Annotated in this window: 24 protein-coding genes, 1 tRNA gene and 2 pseudogenes; 18 read left to right on the top strand and 9 right to left on the bottom strand. The window is 55.4% G+C overall.

The genetic code is table 11. The annotated features are described in order from the left end of the window. Window positions 1–16: 16 nt before the first annotated feature. From yidD to rpmH, 3 genes are read right to left on the bottom strand one after another with little or no spacing between them, the layout of a single operon-like run. Window positions 17–247 (bottom strand): membrane protein insertion efficiency factor YidD, encoded by a 231-nt coding sequence (gene yidD, locus ACR0AZ_RS20645; RefSeq protein WP_480661123.1) that lies wholly within the window; start codon window positions 245–247, stop codon window positions 17–19. Further along, on the bottom strand, window positions 244–666 hold the full coding sequence (rnpA, locus tag ACR0AZ_RS20640; RefSeq protein WP_480668159.1) for a ribonuclease P protein component: 423 nt from the start codon (window positions 664–666) through the stop codon (window positions 244–246). Before rnpA ends, yidD begins: the two co-directional genes overlap by 4 nt. A 25-nt stretch (window positions 667–691) precedes the next feature. After that, entirely contained in the window at window positions 692–826 is a 135-nt protein-coding gene (gene rpmH / locus ACR0AZ_RS20635) for a 50S ribosomal protein L34 (RefSeq protein ID WP_005980833.1), read from the bottom strand. Between the two features lie 269 nt (window positions 827–1,095). Here rpmH and ACR0AZ_RS20630 point away from each other — a divergent pair, with 269 nt between their 5' ends. The 4 genes from ACR0AZ_RS20630 (at window position 1,096) to ACR0AZ_RS20615 (ending at window position 4,819) form a co-directional block, all read left to right on the top strand. Continuing rightward, complete coding sequence (locus tag ACR0AZ_RS20630) at window positions 1,096–1,854, top strand: TVP38/TMEM64 family protein (protein WP_480668158.1); 759 nt, start codon at window positions 1,096–1,098, stop codon at window positions 1,852–1,854. Window positions 1,855–1,857: 3 nt separating this feature from the next. Next, window positions 1,858–3,276, top strand: a complete 1,419-nt coding sequence (locus tag ACR0AZ_RS20625; protein WP_480668157.1) for a dihydrolipoyl dehydrogenase family protein — start codon at window positions 1,858–1,860, stop codon at window positions 3,274–3,276. An 18-nt stretch (window positions 3,277–3,294) separates the two neighbouring features. Then, window positions 3,295–4,677, top strand: a complete 1,383-nt coding sequence (locus ACR0AZ_RS20620) for an ATP-binding protein (RefSeq protein WP_480471861.1) — start codon at window positions 3,295–3,297, stop codon at window positions 4,675–4,677. A 65-nt stretch (window positions 4,678–4,742) separates the two neighbouring features. Next, window positions 4,743–4,819: transfer RNA gene (locus ACR0AZ_RS20615), tRNA-Arg, on the top strand. Between the two features lie 670 nt (window positions 4,820–5,489). Here ACR0AZ_RS20615 and ACR0AZ_RS20610 read toward each other — a convergent pair. Continuing rightward, entirely contained in the window at window positions 5,490–5,867 is a 378-nt protein-coding gene (locus ACR0AZ_RS20610; RefSeq protein ID WP_480471870.1) for a hypothetical protein, read from the bottom strand. An 82-nt stretch (window positions 5,868–5,949) separates the two neighbouring features. On the opposite strand from ACR0AZ_RS20610, the pseudogene ACR0AZ_RS20605 reads away from it, so the two are divergent. From ACR0AZ_RS20605 to ACR0AZ_RS20590, 4 genes and pseudogenes are all read left to right on the top strand, one after another. Continuing rightward, window positions 5,950–6,123 (top strand): annotated as a pseudogene (locus ACR0AZ_RS20605) (helix-turn-helix domain-containing protein); the annotation flags it as partial. 301 nt (window positions 6,124–6,424) lie between these two features. Next, on the top strand, window positions 6,425–6,673 hold the full coding sequence (locus ACR0AZ_RS20600; protein ID WP_480668156.1) for an EF-hand domain-containing protein: 249 nt from the start codon (window positions 6,425–6,427) through the stop codon (window positions 6,671–6,673). A 26-nt stretch (window positions 6,674–6,699) separates the two neighbouring features. Continuing rightward, window positions 6,700–7,221: a hypothetical protein gene (locus ACR0AZ_RS20595; protein ID WP_480668155.1), complete on the top strand. Its 522-nt coding sequence runs from the start codon at window positions 6,700–6,702 to the stop codon at window positions 7,219–7,221. 537 nt (window positions 7,222–7,758) lie between these two features. After that, entirely contained in the window at window positions 7,759–7,920 is a 162-nt protein-coding gene (locus tag ACR0AZ_RS20590) for a hypothetical protein (protein ID WP_480468790.1), read from the top strand. Window positions 7,921–8,237: 317 nt separating this feature from the next. On the opposite strand, the gene ACR0AZ_RS20585 is transcribed toward ACR0AZ_RS20590, so the two are convergent. Then, a complete protein-coding gene (locus tag ACR0AZ_RS20585; protein WP_480468792.1) occupies window positions 8,238–9,101 on the bottom strand; it encodes a LysR family transcriptional regulator in 864 nt (287 codons plus the stop codon). Window positions 9,102–9,462: 361 nt separating this feature from the next. On the opposite strand from ACR0AZ_RS20585, the gene ACR0AZ_RS20580 reads away from it, so the two are divergent. From ACR0AZ_RS20580 to ACR0AZ_RS20555, 6 genes and pseudogenes are all read left to right on the top strand, one after another. Further along, window positions 9,463–9,651, top strand: coding sequence for an EF-hand domain-containing protein (locus ACR0AZ_RS20580; protein ID WP_480468793.1), 189 nt, complete (start codon window positions 9,463–9,465; stop codon window positions 9,649–9,651). A gap of 455 nt (window positions 9,652–10,106) precedes the next feature. After that, a complete protein-coding gene (locus ACR0AZ_RS20575) occupies window positions 10,107–10,985 on the top strand; it encodes a LysR family transcriptional regulator (RefSeq protein WP_480668154.1) in 879 nt (292 codons plus the stop codon). Between the two features lie 53 nt (window positions 10,986–11,038). Then, on the top strand, window positions 11,039–11,248 hold the full coding sequence (locus tag ACR0AZ_RS20570; protein ID WP_480468795.1) for a hypothetical protein: 210 nt from the start codon (window positions 11,039–11,041) through the stop codon (window positions 11,246–11,248). A 79-nt stretch (window positions 11,249–11,327) separates the two neighbouring features. Continuing rightward, a pseudogene (gene groEL, locus ACR0AZ_RS20565) lies at window positions 11,328–11,545 on the top strand (chaperonin GroEL); the annotation flags it as partial. A 389-nt stretch (window positions 11,546–11,934) separates the two neighbouring features. Beyond that, on the top strand, window positions 11,935–12,183 hold the full coding sequence (locus ACR0AZ_RS20560; protein ID WP_480468796.1) for an EF-hand domain-containing protein: 249 nt from the start codon (window positions 11,935–11,937) through the stop codon (window positions 12,181–12,183). 18 nt (window positions 12,184–12,201) lie between these two features. Further along, window positions 12,202–12,567 (top strand): hypothetical protein, encoded by a 366-nt coding sequence (locus ACR0AZ_RS20555; RefSeq protein WP_480468797.1) that lies wholly within the window; start codon window positions 12,202–12,204, stop codon window positions 12,565–12,567. Window positions 12,568–12,614: 47 nt separating this feature from the next. Here ACR0AZ_RS20555 and ACR0AZ_RS20550 read toward each other — a convergent pair whose 3' ends face one another. Genes ACR0AZ_RS20550 through ACR0AZ_RS20535 form a run of 4 tightly spaced genes read right to left on the bottom strand, consistent with a single transcriptional unit; the run spans window position 12,615 to window position 15,341 of the window. Further along, window positions 12,615–13,649 carry a succinylglutamate desuccinylase/aspartoacylase family protein gene (locus ACR0AZ_RS20550; protein WP_480468798.1) on the bottom strand — a complete coding sequence of 345 codons (1,035 nt, stop codon included), beginning with the start codon at window positions 13,647–13,649 and terminating at the stop codon, window positions 12,615–12,617. A gap of 5 nt (window positions 13,650–13,654) precedes the next feature. After that, window positions 13,655–14,560, bottom strand: coding sequence for a 30S ribosomal protein S6--L-glutamate ligase (gene rimK / locus ACR0AZ_RS20545; protein ID WP_480468799.1), 906 nt, complete (start codon window positions 14,558–14,560; stop codon window positions 13,655–13,657). Continuing rightward, window positions 14,557–15,057 carry an ATP-dependent zinc protease family protein gene (locus ACR0AZ_RS20540; RefSeq protein WP_480468800.1) on the bottom strand — a complete coding sequence of 167 codons (501 nt, stop codon included), beginning with the start codon at window positions 15,055–15,057 and terminating at the stop codon, window positions 14,557–14,559. The genes rimK and ACR0AZ_RS20540 overlap by 4 nt, the downstream gene beginning before the upstream one ends. A 5-nt stretch (window positions 15,058–15,062) precedes the next feature. Further along, entirely contained in the window at window positions 15,063–15,341 is a 279-nt protein-coding gene (locus tag ACR0AZ_RS20535; protein WP_480468801.1) for a hypothetical protein, read from the bottom strand. 95 nt (window positions 15,342–15,436) lie between these two features. On the opposite strand from ACR0AZ_RS20535, the gene mgtE reads away from it, so the two are divergent. From mgtE to ACR0AZ_RS20515, 4 genes are all read left to right on the top strand, one after another. Continuing rightward, window positions 15,437–16,801: a magnesium transporter gene (mgtE, locus tag ACR0AZ_RS20530; RefSeq protein ID WP_480468802.1), complete on the top strand. Its 1,365-nt coding sequence runs from the start codon at window positions 15,437–15,439 to the stop codon at window positions 16,799–16,801. Window positions 16,802–17,157: 356 nt separating this feature from the next. After that, window positions 17,158–17,571 (top strand): 2OG-Fe(II) oxygenase, encoded by a 414-nt coding sequence (locus ACR0AZ_RS20525; protein WP_480561677.1) that lies wholly within the window; start codon window positions 17,158–17,160, stop codon window positions 17,569–17,571. Between the two features lie 332 nt (window positions 17,572–17,903). Beyond that, window positions 17,904–18,215 carry a co-chaperone GroES gene (gene groES, locus ACR0AZ_RS20520; RefSeq protein ID WP_480468804.1) on the top strand — a complete coding sequence of 104 codons (312 nt, stop codon included), beginning with the start codon at window positions 17,904–17,906 and terminating at the stop codon, window positions 18,213–18,215. Window positions 18,216–18,266: 51 nt separating this feature from the next. Continuing rightward, window positions 18,267–18,687, top strand: a 421-nt coding sequence (locus ACR0AZ_RS20515) for a TCP-1/cpn60 chaperonin family protein (RefSeq protein ID WP_480668153.1), incomplete at its 3' end; no start/stop codon positions are given.

Below are 18,687 nucleotides of genomic sequence, written 5' to 3'. Positions count from 1 at the left end.
GTGAACCGGGCAAGGGTCAGGGTTTTTCGTCTGGCACTGGGTCATAGCCATCGCCGCCCCATGGATGGCAGCGTCCGATGCGCCGGGCGGCCAGCCATGTGCCCTTGACGGGGCCGTGCTTCTCCAGCGCCTCCAGCGCGTAGGCTGAACAGGTGGGTTGATAGCGGCAGTTGAAACCGACCCACGGGCTGAAGATCAGCCGATACGCCCGGACGGGCAGGGCGAGGAGATGCGCAAGCAGTGTCATTTGCCGCCATGCAATTTGCGCAACGCATAGCGCAGATCGTCTAGTAGCGCGTCGAAGGGGCGGGCAGCTGTGACCTCGGCACGTCCGATGAGAACGTAATCCCAACCCTCGCGGCCCTGAACGGGCAGAACGGCACGCGCAACCTCGCGCAGGCGACGCTTGGCGTGATTGCGGGCCACTGCATTGCCGACTTTCTTGGAACAGGTGAACCCGACGCGAATGCCGGACGCTTCATCGGTACCGCGTTTGCGTGCTTGCACCATCATTGAGGCCGTACCCTGACGTTTCGCCCGCGCGGCCTTCAGAAAATCCGAGCGATTCTGCAATACGATCAACGTTTCGGGCGCGCAAACGGACGCCGCCGGGGGCTTCACCCTCGGCTGGTTGCTACCATCCTCAGGGGCCTCCGGCGGCGTCATGTTCATAACCTGATCAGTGAGCGGTTTACGCGCTCAGCGATTTGCGGCCACGTGCGCGGCGCGCGTTCAGGATTTTGCGGCCGGCTTTGGTGGCCATGCGCGCGCGGAAACCGTGGCGGCGTTTGCGAACCAGGTTCGAAGGCTGATAGGTGCGTTTCATCGCTCCGTCTCCAATCTATAGCGGTGGGTGCGGCGCGGATTCGCCTGGCCCTAATGTTCGAAGCCCGTCCTCTACTGGGTCACGGGTGCTAAGTCAAACCCCTAGGTGGGTGTTTTGCGGCCTTTTGCAACAATTCTGTAACCGGTACCAGCAAAAGGTTTCAAATCGCGGGTTATAGTGCCTGAATCCCTCACATTCCCTGCCATAAACATCAACGCCGCGTGAGGTCTCTGTTGCGGGACCCGCAGGCGTCGCATGTTGTAGCCAGAATGAAACGTACAAAACCGGACAACCTGATGAGTGATGCAACTCAGGCCCCGCGCAGCGGGCTTGCGCGCCATATTCCATTGCTGGTGATTCTCGCCGTAGCTGCGGTGGGGTTTTTCACCTTGGGTGATTACCTGACGTTTGAGACCCTGCGCGACAACCGCGAGGCGTTGTTGGAATGGCGTGACGCCAATTACTGGGCCATGGTTGCTGCATTTGTTGCGATCTACATCGTAATCGTCGCCTTTTCGTTGCCCGGGGCGGCCGTGGCCTCGATGACCGGAGGGTTCCTGTTCGGTCTCTTCGCCGGGACCGCATTCAACGTTGTCGCCGCCACCATCGGCGCATCGGCCATCTTCCTGGCAGCACGCTGGGGGTTGGGCGCATCGCTGACAGCGCGGCTGGAATCCTCGGAAGGGGCGGTCAAGAAGCTCAAGGACGGGCTGCGCGAGAACGAAATCTCAGTTCTGTTCCTGCTGCGTCTGGTTCCCGTCGTGCCGTTCTTTGTGGCCAATCTGGTGCCCGCGCTGGTGGGCGTGAAGTTTCGTAATTTCCTGATCACGACCGCGCTGGGCATCATCCCGGGCGGCATTGTCTACACCTGGATCGGTGTCGGGCTGGGTGGCGTTTTCGACCGGGGCGAGACGCCGGATGTCTCGCTACTGTGGGAACCGTTTGTCATTGGCCCCATCATTGGCTTGTGTGTTCTGGCCGCTTTGCCGATTGTCATCAAATCCCTCCGTGGCCGAAAGGACGCTTGACCCATGCAAGAGTTGAAGACCGATATCCTGGTGATCGGCGCCGGGTCGGGTGGGCTGTCTGTGGCCGCCGGGGCCAGTCAGATGGGGGCGGATGTCGTCCTTCTGGAAGGGCACAAGATGGGCGGCGATTGCTTGAATTTCGGCTGCGTCCCCTCAAAGGCTCTGATCGCCAGTGGCAAGGTAGCCTATGGACAGGCGCATGCGTCCGCTTATGGTATCTCGGATGTGGTGCCGCAGATCGACTATGCCGCTGCCAAGGATCACGTTCATGATGTGATCGCTCAGATCGAGCCGATGGACAGTCAGGAACGTTTCGAAGGCTTTGGCGTCAAAGTGATCCGGGAATATGGCAGCTTTGTCTCGCCTACGCAGGTGCAGGCCGGAGACCATCTGATCACCGCCCGCCGTGTCGTGGTGGCCACCGGCTCTGCGCCTTTGGTGCCGCCTCTGCCCGGGTTGGATCAGGTGCCATATTACACCAACGAGACCTTATTCGACCTGCGCGACAAGCCCGAACACCTGCTGATCATCGGCGGCGGCCCCATCGGCATGGAGATGGCGCAGGCGCATATCCGGCTGGGGTGCAAAGTCACAGTCATCGAGGGCATGAAAGCGCTGGGCAAGGACGACCCCGAGGCAGCTTCAGTTGTGTTGGACAGCCTGAAGGCTGAGGGTGTTGCGATCCACGAAAACGCCATGGTCGCTCAGATTCGTGGCAATGCGGATTCTATCGAGGTCGTCACCGAGAACGGAGAAATCTATGCAGGCTCTCACCTGCTGCTGGCGGTTGGGCGTAAGGCCAATATCGACAGGCTGAACCTTGAAGCTGCCGGGATTGATCGGACACGCACAGGCATCAAGGTCAATGAGTCTCTGCGAACATCCAATCGCAAAGTCTACGCAATCGGTGATGTGGCTGGCGGGCTGCAATTCACTCATGTGGCAGGATATCAGGCCGGGGTCATTATCCGCTCGGCCCTGTTCGGACTGCCGTCAAAGGCGAAAACGGCGCATATTCCTTGGGCCACATATACCGACCCAGAACTGGCGCAGGTCGGTCTGAGCGAGGCGCAGGCCCGCGCACAGCACGGCGACAGGCTGGAAATCGCGCGCTTTGACTTTCATCACAATGATCGCGCCATTTCCGAGCGGAAGACGAAGGGTTTCATTAAGGTGATGGTCGTAAAAGGCCGACCCGTCGGCGCAACAATCGTAGGGCATCAGGCCGGAGAATTGATCAACTTGTGGTCGCTGGCCTTGGCCAATAACCTCAAGATGGGTCAGATTGCTGCAATGGTCTCACCCTATCCGACGATCGGAGAGCTTAACAAACGGGTGGCGGGCGCTTATTTCTCGCCAAGGCTGTTTGAGAATCAAACGGTTAAAAGAGTGGTCAGATTTATCCAGCGCTGGATTCCCTGACCCGAGGAGGAGCGCAAAGTGAACTCGCTGTCGGGCCGATTTCTGATCCTGACGACGGTCTTCGTCATGTTGGCCGAAATCTTGATCTTTGTGCCCTCAATCGCGCGCTTCCGTGAGGATTTCCTGCTCAACCGATTGGAGCGGGCCCAGATAGCATCGCTCGCACTGCTGGCCGATGATATGCTGGCCGATGATCTTGAGGCTGAATTGCTGGCCAATGCCGGCGTCTACAACGTTGTATTGCGTCGCGATGAGGTGCGCCAATTGATGCTGTCGTCGCCCATACCAGACCGGATCACCAAGACCTATGACCTGCGCGATGCCAGTGCCTGGGTATTGATCCGTGACGCCACTTCGCGGCTCTTTACGCCTGAGAATGAGGTCGTCCGTGTGATTGGCGCCCCGGTGAAAGACGCAGGCCTGCTGATCGAAGTGACCATGGACAGCGATCCCCTGCGCATGGCGATGACGGATTACGGCTTGCGCATTCTCGGGCTATCTTTCGTAATTTCGATTATCACGGCATCGCTCTTGTTTCTCGCCGTGCGCGTGGTGCTGGTTCGTCCGATCAAAGGCGTGGTCGGCTATATGCAGCGCTATGCAACCGCACCAGAGGACGCGCGCGGTATCATCTCCCCCAGCTCCAAAGTGACCGAACTGCGTGAGGCGGAAGAGGCGCTCCAGACGCTTCAAACCGATCTAACGCAGGCCCTGAAGCAACGCGAGCGGTTGGCACAACTGGGCGGGGCGGTCGCCAAGGTCAGCCATGATCTTCGCAACATCCTGACATCGGCACAGCTGTTCACTGACCGGATCGAGACCAGTGACGACCCGCTGGTGCGTCGCTTGGCGCCCAAGCTGGTCAACTCAATTACCCGTGCGGTGTCTTTATGCGAAAGCACGCTGGCTTTCGGTCGCGCCGAAGAGCCGGCCCCGACCCTGACCATGGTGCACCTGCAGGACGTTGCCGCTGATGTTGTTGCCAGCGAACAGCTTGCTATCGCCGATGCCTGTGTCGAAATCGTCAATGACGTCCCCAAGGAGTTGGTGATCCGCGCCGATCCCGAACAGATTTACCGCGTTATTCTGAACCTCGTACGCAATGCCCGTCAGGCTCTTATTGCTGCGGGCAAGCCGGGTCGGATCACCGTCTCCGCTGTGGAACAGGACACCGAGTGGTGTATCGAAATCAGCGATACAGGACCTGGCCTACCACCCAAAGCACGTGAGAATTTGTTCACGCCATTTCAGGGTGGGGTTCGAAAGGGTGGATCCGGTCTTGGCCTTGCAATATCGCAGGAATTGGTGCGTGGCCATGGTGGCGATCTATTCCTGAAGGATACCGGAGCGCAGGGAACTGTCTTTGAAATAAGGCTTCCCCGGGGCGGCGTGACTTTTTGAAGATTTTTTTGCAGAATCCGCTTGCACGCGCTCAGCCCCGGGTCTACATAGCGCCTCACCAACGCGGACCGATAGCTCAGCTGGATAGAGTACTTGACTACGAATCAAGGGGTCGGGGGTTCGAATCCTCCTCGGTCCGCCACTTTTACCGTGTGTCAGGCGACACATAGTTCTGCCACCAGCGACAGAACCTTGCCATTTTCGCCACACTTCCTTCATCCAGCACCTAGACCGATTTCAATGATCCTGACTTCCCTTTCGGGAAAATCAGGGCTGATTTGCAGATCAGACGCCGAAGGCGCTTGTTCCTGCTGATCTGCCACGTGGCGAACGCGGATGGGGGCGAGGCAATGCTATTCGACAATAGTGGTGCGGCCCGCAGGCGCAGCCGAGGACACGGTGTTGTCTAATAGGGTTGCCCGAGGGGGAAGGCAGCGTCTTACCCCTGATGGACAGGGGCGTTTGGCTTGTCCAAATCCCACTGTCCCCAAAAGATGTGCGGCGGTGTGGGCTGCGCGAGTACTGTTTGCGCGAGGCAGCCTTTTGTACTCGTTCCACTGAATGGCCACTACTCAACCAGAGATCGCTTCACATAAAACCGCTTCAGTGAGATGCGCGGTTTATTACGACGCTGTCAATCATCCGTTGGTTGCGAAAATCTGCCTTTCGAGGTCCGGATCGACGAAGACTGCAATGCGGACTTTGCTGTCATTCGATCTGTGGCTTTCGCTGACGCAGCATCGTCTCGCAGGAGCAGCACTGAATTAGCCATGTCACAGCAAGTGTTGCCACAGCGGCCGTTCAAACCGCGTTCAACGACCATATTCCAAAACGTACCGTCGCCACGTGGCAGGTTTATGCGAACGACGTGGGACTTTGCCGCCATCGTCCCTGCGGGTATTGGCTGGCGCAGTACTTGCTCGCGTGTGCAACACCTTAGTTTGGGCTTCCCGAAGCATCGGGAGCGCATCGATCAGCAGCTTGTGCCACAAACTCGGTACGGCACCGAATTCCAACAACATGTCACAGACGACCGGCAGAGAGACATCGAGCCGTGCTTGAGACCAGGTTCGCACCAACGCCTGGGCGGGGCGATGAAACTGGCTTCCTGCGGGCGTTAACTTTGCTCCGCTCTTCCCGCGTTCGAAGACAGGCTGACCAAGCTGATCTTCCAGAGGACGAACGCGAATGCTGACCGTTGATTATGTGTAAAACACACGACTTGATCTGACATTTCTGCTCTTTTGGAGCGCAAGCAAGGAGTGTCGATCAATGACAAGCATTCAGGAAAAGATCATCAAGCCGAAGCTGGGGCTGCTGGAATTGGCCAAGCAACTCGGCAGCGTTTCACAGGCCTACAAGGTGATAGGTTATTCGCGGGACAGCTTCTACCGGTTCAAGGAACTGTATGAACAAGGCGGCGAAGAAGCCCTGATGGATCTCAGCCTCCTTGGGGAATGTCCGTGCAAATTCAATGCCCATACTTATCTATTTGTAATTCTGATATCAGCGTCAACATAAATTTGTTTTTCAAACCAAACGATTGACCCCATATTGTCTGTGTAGCGGTCTGGAGCCGTCACATGTTCGGAACACGATCCATGATATTGTGAAAAGTGTCGCTTCCTATCTCTCGTGACGCCGACACCTGAGTGAGGAGTTTTCACGGTCCCGCTCTTGGGCCGCCGCATCAAGAATGAAGATCTCAACCTGGGATCCTATGGATGCCCCATTCATGGAGAAAATCATGAGCCGCGTATCAATAGGTGCACTACTCGCGATGCTGATGGTGACATCGGCTTTTGCAATGCCCGCCGAAATCGACACCGATGGCGATGGAATGGCGTCTTTTGCCGAAATCCAGGCGTTTTATCCTCAAGTGACAGAAGAACTATTCGGAGAGATCGACCTTGATGACGACGGATACGTCAATGATGAAGAATTCCTGCAAGCGGTCGGAGAAGAACTCGTCCCTGACCCGGTAACTGACGCATAATCCGGTCGTCGCGGAGTGATCGACACATGTCTAACAGCACACGGATCAAAAGACTGTTCCTAGGTGCCGCAGGCCTCTCGCTACTCTTGTCCCCCTTCGTCATGCTCAGCCAGGCCAGCCTGTCCATTGGAACCTCGGCCCTGGTGGTTCTTGTTTCGATGTCCATAGGTTTTCAGGCGTTGGTGACCGCAGTATTGAATTCGCAACATTATTGCTGGGTTCGTGGTGCCTTGGGAATAGCATTGGGAATTGAAATACTGGGAGGTACGTCGGCGCTCGGCTACGCCGAACAGTACACGGTCGCGCTAAGTGCCAGAATCGTAGGGGTTGCGCTCATCTCAATCGCAGTTGCCGAGTGTTTTGATAACAATCAACACGGCGGCTCCCAGGCAGGTGAAGGGCGGGAAATTGCCCTGTATTCATTGCGCTACTGGCGCCGGCTGGGTGAGCCTCGGAAGGCTCCAGAGACGATCTTGGCCTTCAGGTCAAGCTGTCAGAGGTCTGGTAAGCCGACAAAATCGATTCACCCTGTGACGATCAGCGGTTGACGTCCCGGCAACTGGTGCTTTGCCGTCATGAGACCTCGTAAGAAAACCACGCCGACAAGTTCACCGAGATCGTTAACTATGTATGGATGCCGGCTGCGATAGCGCTCAAAATCGCCTTCGTCCGAGGCCAGGCCTCGCAGGAATTTGCCAACGGTCTCTGTACACGAACAGTTCCAACTTGCAGCCACCGCACAACCTCAGGAACCTCGTTGAACTGGACCCACAATCAGCACCAAAGGGCTGAAACGAAAAGCTTGACCAATTGACGCGACACCTGTGATCGGCCCAAATCCCGATTTTTTTTAACACTATCCAGGCAAAGAAAACCTTCGCTGCAGTCACGCCAATGGCCGCTTCAGGAATCGGAAACTTTATTTCACCCCGTCAACTTCGGAGCCAGATGTCCGAAAATAGACTGCGTCTAAGGAGGGTGTATTGACAAAACAAATATCAACGCGCAGATAAATTCGCTTCTCAGAATTCCGTGGCGCGCGTAGCTTTGAGCAATGATGAAATCGTTGGTCTGAGGAATCAGAGATGGCTAAGCAGAAACCCGTAGATAAGTATATCCGCGACCAGGATCGCAGCCCTACGAGCATTTTGTCTCGCTTGAAGTCAAAAAAACAGTTGCGCAAGTTTGCCAAGAAACATGCCAAAACCCGGCGTGAAGATTTTAACGATTCACCCGCCCAGAACTAGCTTTCCGGCTACCACTTGAGTCCAACAGCGGGCTTGAGGCCTGCATGTCGCTAAAAAGCGTATGCAGGCATCTTTTGCTGCATTATCCGAAAATTTGGCTTCAGCGATTGACACACTCACCATGAAAGACAGACGTCTATGGATTGCGGGTGTCGCGGCGACCGTTGTTCTTGTCGTCGCTGTCGCTTTCGTCAGCGGCTGCTTCGGCGACGGAGAAACTGAGACACTGATCCCTACCAGCCCTGAGGTTTCGTCACCGGAGGGATGATCGACTAGCTTGGTGATCGGATGCGCTGACGCAGTATGCGTCAACGCATTCACTTTGCACCGACCAGCAAGGATCTTGCGACTTCCTTCAGGTAACTGGCCGCCTGGCCTGGAAAGCTGTCACTTTGTTCTTTGTTAAAAACAGCATGAGCTGCGTAGGCAAACCTAGGTGCATTATTTACGATTCGTAGCGATCCGTCCTTGATCCCTGTTTCAACAATTCGGCGCGGAAAGTAACCCGACGCTGGTGTGGACATCAGGTATTGCAGCCCAAGTGTTCCGATTTCCAGGTGCAAGCCTGGCGTGACAAGGTCAGGAAAATTCAGTAGGTGATCCGCCCGAAATTCGGGTCCCCAATCAACAAAAATGTAACGGCCGCCGAGTGGGTTTCCCAATTCTTCCATGTCGCTACTGACGAGGACAAATTCGTCTTCAAAGAGCTGCAGTGCAACAAGCCCAACCGTATTTCTGGGACGGTACATGACTGCGAGGTCTAGAATACCATCTTCGACTTGCTGGTTCAGATCGACTGCGTTGGCCCAGGACGCTTTGACGGCCACGTTTGGCAACGTGTTCTCCAAGCCTGGCATAGCTGTGGTCAAGAACCCATCCCACAGGCTGGGGAATGCACCGATTTCAAGTGAGGCATAGAGTTCGGCAGGCAATGCGGCATCCAGCTTTGCCTGCGTCCACGTTCGCACAAGCGTGACTGCATGCCGCTGAAAATGCACTCCGGCTGGCGTCAAAGTTGCCCCTGTCTTGCTCCGTTCAAAGACGGGGTGCCCAAGCTGTTGTTCAAGGGTTCTGATGCGCATGCTTACCGTCGATTGGGTAACGTGCACCTTATCTGAGGCTTCGAGAAAGCTACCGGTTTCGACGACAGCAAGAAAGGTTCGGGCGAGTTCGATATCCATTCGGCACCTATTTGCATCTACGATAACATCGTCATGTTAAGTTCGTTATTCAAGTTTGAACGAATGTGAGAATTTGATCCTGCGAGCGACTCTCGCTCGCTGTGATCAGGAGTATTTCACATGAAATCGACATCCAAACCCAAGCCCAAGCCCAAACCCGCGTCGAAACCGGAGTCCAAGGACAAACCAACGGTCGGCGCTGCCAAAGCCGGACACAACTCGGATCGCTAAGCGCCTCCGAGATCGCCCAAAAAACAACAAGGGCTGCTTGAGGGCAGCCCAATCGAGAAAGGAGAATACAATGAATCGCATTTTCTACGCTATTTTCCTCGCTTCTATTCTTGCCACAACGGCAGGCGCAATGACCGCCGATGTTGACACGGATGGCGACGGCTTCGCGTCGATGGCGGAACTTCAGGTGGTCTACCCTGACCTGACAGAAGAGGTGTTTCAGGAAATCGACACTGATGGTGACGGCCTCGTCAATGACGAAGAGATGCTCGTTGCGATCGATGACGACCTGATCGCTGATCCCGAAGGCGATAAGTAAAGCCGACCAGGGAACGCTTGCCATGCAAACGTTTGATCTGTTCCGATGGCTCGATACCACATTTGGGCTCTGGTTGACCCTGTCCCCCTTTTTGATGTTCAACCAGGCGCCCTGTTTCAAGGTGTGGTAACCAATGAAGCGGTGACCTTGATGGTATTCGGCCTGCTTGCCCTTGTTATCGCGGGTTTCTGATACAAGAGGCACCGTGCAATTCAAATTGCCATTGGCAGTATTCTCGGAGCTGGACTGATCACGTCGCCCTGGTTGTTCGGATTTTCCGGCAATGTCGTGGCGGCTTGGTACACCGGACTGATCGGTCTTGGTGTTTTGGTGACAACTCTGTTTGCACTGGTGAAGTCTCAAACCGAGTTGAGTTCTTAGTAAGTTTGTCACCGAGGGGTGGGAAACCGCCCCTCACTCCTTTGGACCATTCCGGAACGCATGGAAGTAGCTAGATGGACATTAAGTTTGCACGAGCATTTGTCGCGATTGTCGAAACCGGCAGTTTCCGTAAGGCCGCGGCAAGACTGAGCCTGGAGGAAGCGACGGTGCGCGATCAAATCGCTGCTATGGAACGTCTGCTGGGCAAGCAGGTTTTCAAGGAAAACGGATCTGCCCCAAACCTCACGCCAGCTGGTCGGCATTTCCTGCCGCATGCTAGGGCGTTGATACGCACCTGGACAAAGGCAAAACTGGAAGTTGCGTTGCCAGAAGACATCGAAGTTGCGCTGGAGATTGGAACGACCTCCTATCTGTGGGAGCATATACTTCTGCCGTCCTTCTTCAGGATCAGAAATGAGCTACCAAAGACTGCGATCAAGACGGTCGTTGGCACCCCGGAAACGCTTGCCCAACAGTTCAAATTTGGAAGCCTGGATGCTGTCATTACGCATGATGCCTCGCTCTTTGATGTGGGTGAACGTGCGCATCTGTTTCGTGATGAATATGTCTTGGTGGGCCATGACAAGAAGCAGTCATCGCCAGACAATTCTTATGTGTTCCTCGACTGGGGTCCGCAGTTCAGGGCCGAGCATCTTCTGTACTTTCCACATCTTGTGACACCGAACCTGCAGTTGGATGCTAGCCCGGCCGTTGTCGATTATGTGGAGGACGTTGGAGCCAGTGGCTATTTTCCGTATCGATTGATCTGCGAACACCTGTCAGATTTGGAGTTCGATGTTGTCACGGACGCACCACGCATTCCCTATTCCGCCTACGCAATTTTTGATCGCGAGATGAGCCAGAATGTGATGGCCGTTCTGAAAGCGATCCTAACCGAGACGTCCAACCCTGCAGTGACAGCAATCCAGCGCAAGATGACACTCGTTCATTAGGGTGCTGAAGACGGCCAGCCACCTTGACCAGTAGATGCTCCCAGGAGGAAACGATGACTGCTTTTGATCGACCAATCCCGATGTTCGCCAAGTATCCATTCGAGGTGATCAGGCGTCTGTATGACCGCCCGCTGCGGAAAGATACAGCTCAGGAAATCGACGATTTCGAGTGCCTCGATGACGCGCCAGACCTGGATTATTGGGAACCTGCAGAGACCTTGCAAAGGGAGGCTGATTGGGGGTCGGAGACTATGCGGCTCTAGTTTCGGCGAAAATTGAGGTGTCCTCAGAATTTTCCCTGAAGGCCTATTGTAGTCGATTTCGGCGATAGCCATTTACCACGTTTTGGCACATGCCATCGTCAAAGAGGGCATGAAAGCCGTGGCTGCGGGCATGAACCCCATGGATATCAAACGCGGGATCGACAAGGCCGTCGCGGCTGTTGTGACCGAAGTGAAATCGATGTCTCGCCCCCGTCGGTGACACAGCCGAGATCGCAATAGTCGGCACAATCTCTGCCAATGGTGAGGCTGCAATTGGTCAGCAGATAGCTGATGCGATAAGGAAACGCCGAACTGCAGGCGTGAGTGTCGCGCCGGATTTTCCGCGCTTGAGCAGCAGCATCGAAGAAAGTACCCGTTTCAACAACGGCCAGGAAGGTCCGGGCAAGTTCAATGTCCATGGGTCACCTATTCGGATATTCGATATTATCCGCGAGAAAAATTCGTTATTCAATAGGGTACGTTTGTGCCATATCCATTGCGTAGCGCGGAAGTGTCCCCACCAGGTCGGAACGCAAATCAACCGTTCTCATATTGTAGTGGAGGTCCCGATCTGCGGAGCCGTTGCAATCTGGGTAACAGAGAAGCCCAACCGACGCCCACGCGCTACACCAACCTCAAACTGGGCGCGCCATGAAAGGTAGCCCATATTCTCATGGAGAAGAAAAATGAGTCGAGTTTCTATTGTTGCTCTGCTCTCTTCAGTGTTTGCCCTTCCGGCATTCGCAACGCCTGCCGACTTAGACATGGACGGTGATGGTATGGCGTCTTTGGCTGAGCTTCAGACAAAGTACCCTGAAGCCTCGGAAGATTTCTTCCTGGAGATTGATGCGGATTCCGATGGGTTCATCAATGACGGCGAATTCGTTACCGCTGTCGATGCAGAACTTCTTCCCGGCCCAGTAGGGGATCAGTAAACAAAGGTCGTCACGGTTATGAGAAAGCCAATCCCACCCCAGAAATGGCTGCTTGCCGCGATGGGTATCTGGCTGGTTCTGTCCCCATTTCTCCTGTTTCGTCAGGAAACCCTGTTACAGGGTATGGCTGAATCTGAAGCTCTCGTCTTCATGGCCACTGGCTTTGGTGCTTTGGTCATGGCTGGCGCTGGCGACCGGAGCCACCTTCTCGCACGGGTGGCTCCGGTATCGGCACTTGGGGTTTCTCTAATTGCCGCACCTGCGGCCCTGAGCTTTACCGGCCACATTGTGGCGACGGCAAATGCATGGCTAACGGGATCGGCGCTGATCGCGCTCGCAGTTTGGGAGGTAAAAGCGAGCCGCGTATTGCGTACAATCTCGTAATCTGGCGCGGGGCAGGCAACTGCCCCGCGTTCTTGTTTTCTGACCACCTAGATGATCTCATCCTCATCAAACATTGGATCGCCGTCGAGCTGATTGGCGATCATGTCGACCCGCATTTCAACATCGGCGCTCGTCGTTTTGGCGATATGAAACAAGGCATCACCCTCGTGCACAAATGGCAAATTGGTGCGGCCCACAATGATACCGTCCGCTTCTCCAAGAACATCCATTCTGATTTCACCAAAAGGGTCCGAGATCCGGCCAAGCAAGTCGCCGACCTCCACATATTCGCCTGCCGCCTTGAACGTTCTAAGCAAACCACCGACCGGAGCGCGCACCCAGGAACTCGTCCGTGCGTGAACCGGCGCTTCACGCACGGGAGCGATGCCACGCTTGGCGACCATGCCCATCGCGTTCATAACCCGAAGAATACCTGCGAGACCCGCCCGAGCCGAAAGCTCGTCGAAACGCAACCCTTCTCCCCCTTCGAACAGCAGCACATCGACACCTCGCTCTTGTGCCGCTTTTCGCAGGGACCCGTCGCGCAGCTTGGAAATCATGACGACCGGTGCACCGAACGCATCGGAGTATCTGATCGTCGCATCCGAAGCCGGAGAAACTCGAATTTGAGGCAAGTTGGTGCGGTGGATCGCGGCAGAATGAAGATCGATACCGAGATCGGAACGCTCAACAATTTCGGTCATAAAGATATGTGCGAGGCGGCCCGCCAATGATCCGCCCTCGCTGCCGGGAAACGACCGGTTCAGGTCGCGCCTGTCCGGAAGGTATCTCGATTGGGTCATGAAGCCGAACGCGTTCACGATTGGCACAACCAGCAAAGTGCCCGCGATCTTGTCGAGTTGAGGTGCCCGTAGCAATCGCCGTGCGATTTCGACGCCAATCACCTCATCGCCATGAATTGCCGCGCTGACAAATAGGACTGGTCCTGGGCGGCGGCCATGAACCACATGCACTGACATGCTGACAGGCGTATGATCGGACATCACGCTCACCGGCAGATCGAGCGTAGCCCGCGTGCCTGCCGGGACGGTGAAACCACCGATTTCAAATGGCTCGCGCATAGCCGTTATCCGCGCCCTCTGGTCTTGGTGTTTCCCTTGGTGGCGTTCTTTTCCAGAAACTCGATGATCTTGCCCGCAACATCAATGCCGGTTGCCTTTTCCACCCCTTCAAGTCCTGGTGAGGAGTTCACCTCCATGACAACCGCTCCATGATTGGCGCGCAGCATATCTACGCCGCAGACATTCAGCCCCATCGTCTTGGCTGCACGCACGGCGGTAGAGCGTTCCTCGGGCGAGATCTTGATGGGTTGGGCACTTCCACCCCGGTGCAGGTTGGATCTGAACTCTCCCTCGGCCCCCTTCCGCTGCATCGCCGCGATAACACGGCCACCAACCACAAGCGCACGAATATCTGCGCCGCCCGCTTCCTTGATGAACTCCTGGACCATGATGTTAACTTTCGCGCCGCGAAAAGCCTCGACAACGGATTTTGCCGACCGGTTTGAGTCGGCAAGAACCACCCCGATGCCCTGCGTACCCTCCAGCAGCTTGACCACCAGTGGAGCGTCGCCCGCGAGTTTGAGAACTTCGCCGGTCTGTTTCGGATCATGAGCGAAGGTGGTGACCGGCAAACCAATGCCGTCCCGCGCCATGAGCTGCATGGAGCGCAGCTTGTCGCGCGATCTGCCAATCGCCACTGACTCGTTGAGTGGGAAAACACCCATGATTTCGAATTGCCGCAGCACGGCCAATCCATAGAACGTGACCGACGCTCCTATCCGGGGGATCACCGCGTCATAACGCCCGAGCTTCTTACCATCGTAATAGACCTCCGGCCGGCGTGAAGCGATGTTCATGTAGCAGCGCAGCGTGTTCACGATATCAAGCTCGTGGCCGCGCTGCTCGGCGGCTTCTTTCAGACGGCGGTGCGAATAAAGGTCCGGGTTCCGGGCCAGCATGACAAATTTCATTGGCGTTGTCCTTCCGGGTCCTTGCGTCTGGCTTTCTTCTTGATCCCTGTTGGAGCTTCTCCGGAACCCAGCAGATAGGAGTGACCCGGATCGACTAAAATCCCCCGCCTGCGAATGGCGGTGCGGCCAAGGATCAGATCAAATTCCATCTTCGCACGGTTGGCCAAAGAGACGTCGATCTGCCAACGATGCCGTCCAAGCAAAAGCTGCGTTCTAACGATCAGTCGACGTTCTGGGACACCACCTGTGTTCTTGATCTCGCGTTCGTCGACAACTCTGGTTCGAACCCGGTTTGGTGAACGGCGGTTTTGGACTGGTATCATGAACTCAACCCATCGCTCGCCGTCAATTTCAAACACTGTCTGATCTACAGCATGGAGTGCTGCGGTTCTTGCACCGGTGTCTATCTTGGCCGGGATATTCTCTATTCCGAAGTCGGGCAGGCTGATGCGTTCACGCCAACCTATGATTTCTGGGTGTGCCGCACGCTTCACCATAGCGTCTACTCTATGCAGTCATCGTTGGCACGTCTGTAGTTCACAAACGAATTGGCGCTCATCACGACATAAAACGTGTCCATATCGATTAACACGTACCCAAGTTCGAAAAGCGAGACCGACAATGCACGGATGTCAGTTTCGTATAAACGCCTGCGCCCTGCGATCCGACGCACGAGCTTATCCGGAATTCGATAACGTCCATTTGCCTTACCGCCAAAGTCCTGATCGTAAAGTTCCGCCAAGCGTTCAGCGGTCATGGATATCCAGTCATTTTCACGCATGACTTTTCCTATATTGGCAATAATTATTTGTCTATAGACAAATAAAATCTGCTATAAGTCCAACATTGACCAGAATCCCCATCAAAGAATTGAATATGAGCGACACAGATACTTTCCCAAAGGAACTGGAAATGCAGTTGCAGCAGGCTTTGTCAGAGCGTGACGGGGCTGAACTCGCAAACCTGCTTGATCCTCTTCCGTTGAGCGATGCATTGCGTGAGTTACTCAATCTTCCAGGAGAACAGCGGAGCATCGCACTTTCGTTGCTGCCACCGGAATTGGCTGCCGAACTTGTCGAAGAGGCACCGAATGCGCTGGCAGTCGATCTTGTCGAGCGCATGGGGTCGGAGCAAGCCGCAGAGGTTATCGAAGAGCTGGATTCGGATGTTCAGGCTGATGTCATTGGAGAGCTTGAAGACGCGGATGCGGAGGCGATCCTTACTCGGATGGATCCCGAAGATGCCGCAGAAGTTCGTCGTTTGGTCGAGTACGAGGACGATGTCGCGGGCGGCCTCATGGTTGCAGAAGCCTTCACATTTTCCGAGACCGATACAGTGGGAAGAGTGCTCAGGCGCTTCGCCAACGAAGAATATGACCTCGAACGGTATCGGGGCCAGCATCCCTACGTACTGAACTCAAATGGCACTCCAATTGGTGTGGTCTCATTACGCAGCCTCGTGTCCACTCGCCGAAGCGCGCGTTTGACTGATATCATGGTGCCCCCAATTACCGTCCAGGCCAACATGCCGCTGGAGAAGCTGGAAGACTTGTTCGGTGAACACCCGTTTCTTGGGTTGCCGGTCGTCGAGGCGGACGGGCATCTGGTGGGTGTCGTCTCACGTTCAGCCGTCGATGAAGCTCTGCTGAAACGCGCGGAATCGTCCAGCCTGAAACGTCAGGGTGTCTTCGGCGATGAACTTCGGTCGATGCCGATTCCACTTCGGGCGCGGCGGCGTCTACAATGGCTGTCGGCCAATATTGTTCTTAACGTGATCGCAGCTAGCGTGATCGCCGCCTACGAACAAACCCTCGCTGCTGTGATCGCGCTCGCTGTTTTCCTGCCGATGGTGTCCGACATGAGCGGCTGCTCGGGCAATCAGGCCGTCGCCGTGAGCATGCGCGAACTGTCCCTCGGCCTTGCCCGACCGATTGATGCCATGCGGGTCTGGATCAAGGAAGTGTCGGTCGGAGTGATCAACGGGTTCGTTTTGGGGCTTCTGATCGGCGCCGTTGCGTGGATGTGGAAAGGCAATCCGTTTCTGGGTTTGGTGATCGGAGGAGCGCTTGGGCTCAACACAATCATAGCTGTGTCAATCGGCGGCGTCCTGCCTTTGCTGTTGAAGCGCATCGGTCAGGACCCAGCGGTCGCCAGCGGCCCTTTGCTGACGACGATAACTGACATGGCAGGGTTTTTCCTCGTCTTAAGCCTCGCGACGGCAATGATGCCGCTTTTGGTCTGAATGTGACGTGAGACTTTAGTCCGACGGGCATTTGCCATTCCGAAACCCAGTATGAATCATGGTTGAACAGGCACGTGGTCTTGGAACCGCAAATCCCAAATAATTTTGCGTCTCACAAACAAAAAAGCGTCGCTTTCGAACGCTTTGGTCGAAAACGGCGCAGCGACATGAGCAGGTTGTCGCAATATTCAGCGGCAATCTGACAAATGGTGTTCAGGATGATGGAAATACATTCGATTCCCGGAGCGTTCACCTCCCGGGAATGCGAGCAAATTGTTGCCGCATCGAAGCAAGCCCCGGCAAATGAGGCCTTGCTGGTCGGCCAGAACAGGGATCACAACTTGCGCAGATGTGATGTGACCTGGCTGGACGACGTCAATGGAACCGGATGGGTCATGGCGCGTCTCATTAGCCTGGTGCGCCGTTCCAACACTGACAAGTTTGACTTTGATCTGCGGGAGTTCTCCGAGAGCCCGCAGGTTGCGTGCTACAAGGCCTCTGATGGGGGTCATTTTGCCTGGCACTCCGATATAGGAGATGGCCCGACCGCTCGAAAACGGAAACTGACGCTGGTTGTTCAGCTCAGCAAGCCGGGAATGTATGACGGGGGCGACCTTGAGATCATGCCTGATGCCTACGCAGTGACAGCCAGTCGGTATCAGGGAAGCGCGACAGTCTTTCCCAGCTTCTTGCTACATCAGGTGACGCCGGTTGAGCAGGGCGAGCGATACTCTCTGACAGTATGGGCGCATGGCCCGGCCTTTCGTTGAGCCGGCATATCATGGGCTTCTTTTTGCTCTATGTGAGGAGGCTTGAATTTATCAATCGTCGGGTGTGAGACTATCGGCAGCGAAGCGCCCCGCGAACCTGTGCTGATCGGCAGTCGGGAAGTAACATTGCTTCGTATTAGATGTTAATTTTTGAGCTACCCATTTTTATTTATTAAGTTGATTTATAACGTTTTTATCTGAGCGCCGCGACACCAAAAATATTTACAGTCAAACCTCTTGAAACAGTGATTTACCCTTCCGAAATCTCGCTTGTTAGCACTCTCCAGCTGGAAGCGCTAATAGGATGAATCGCCAATTGAGGAGAATTCAGAATGGCCTTCAAACCTCTACATGACCGTGTGCTGGTTCGTCGCGTTGAGAGCGAAGAAAAAACCGCTGGCGGCCTGCTCATTCCAGACAGCGCAAAAGAAAAGCCCAGCGAAGGCGAAGTTGTTGCAATCGGCGAAGGCGCACGCAAGGACAACGGCGAGCTGATCGCAATGGCCGTTTCCGTAGGTGACCGGATCCTGTTCGGCAAATGGTCGGGCACCGAAGTCAACATCGGCGGTGAAGAACTGCTGATCATGAAAGAAAGCGACATCATGGGGATCATCGAGGATTCTGCTGCGGCAAAAGCCGCCTGACGCCTCAGGTTCACCAGGTAACAACAAACAACATACTAAGGAGCAAGTCACATGGCTGCTAAAGACGTCAAGTTTACGACCGATGCCCGCAATCGCATGTTGCGCGGTGTAAATATTTTGGCTGATGCCGTTAAAGTGACGCTGGGCCCCAAAGGCCGCAACGTGGTTCTGGACAAATCCTTCGGCGCGCCGCGCATCACCAAGGATGGCGTAACCGTTGCCAAAGACATCGAACTGGAAGACAAGTTCGAAAACATGGGCGCGCAGATGGTGAAAGAAGTCGCCAGCCGCACCAATGACGAAGCCGGCGACGGCACCACCACTGCAACCGTTTTGGCTCAAGCCATCGTTCGCGAAGGTCTGAAGCAGGTTGCTGCTGGCCTGAACCCGATGGACCTGAAGCGCGGCATCGATCTGGCGACTGCCAAAGTTGTTGCAGGCATCAAAGACGCATCGCGCGAAGTCAAAGACT

The organism is Ruegeria sp. BE3 (assembly GCF_056538865.1).
This window is presented reverse-complemented; position numbering and strand designations above follow the sequence as displayed.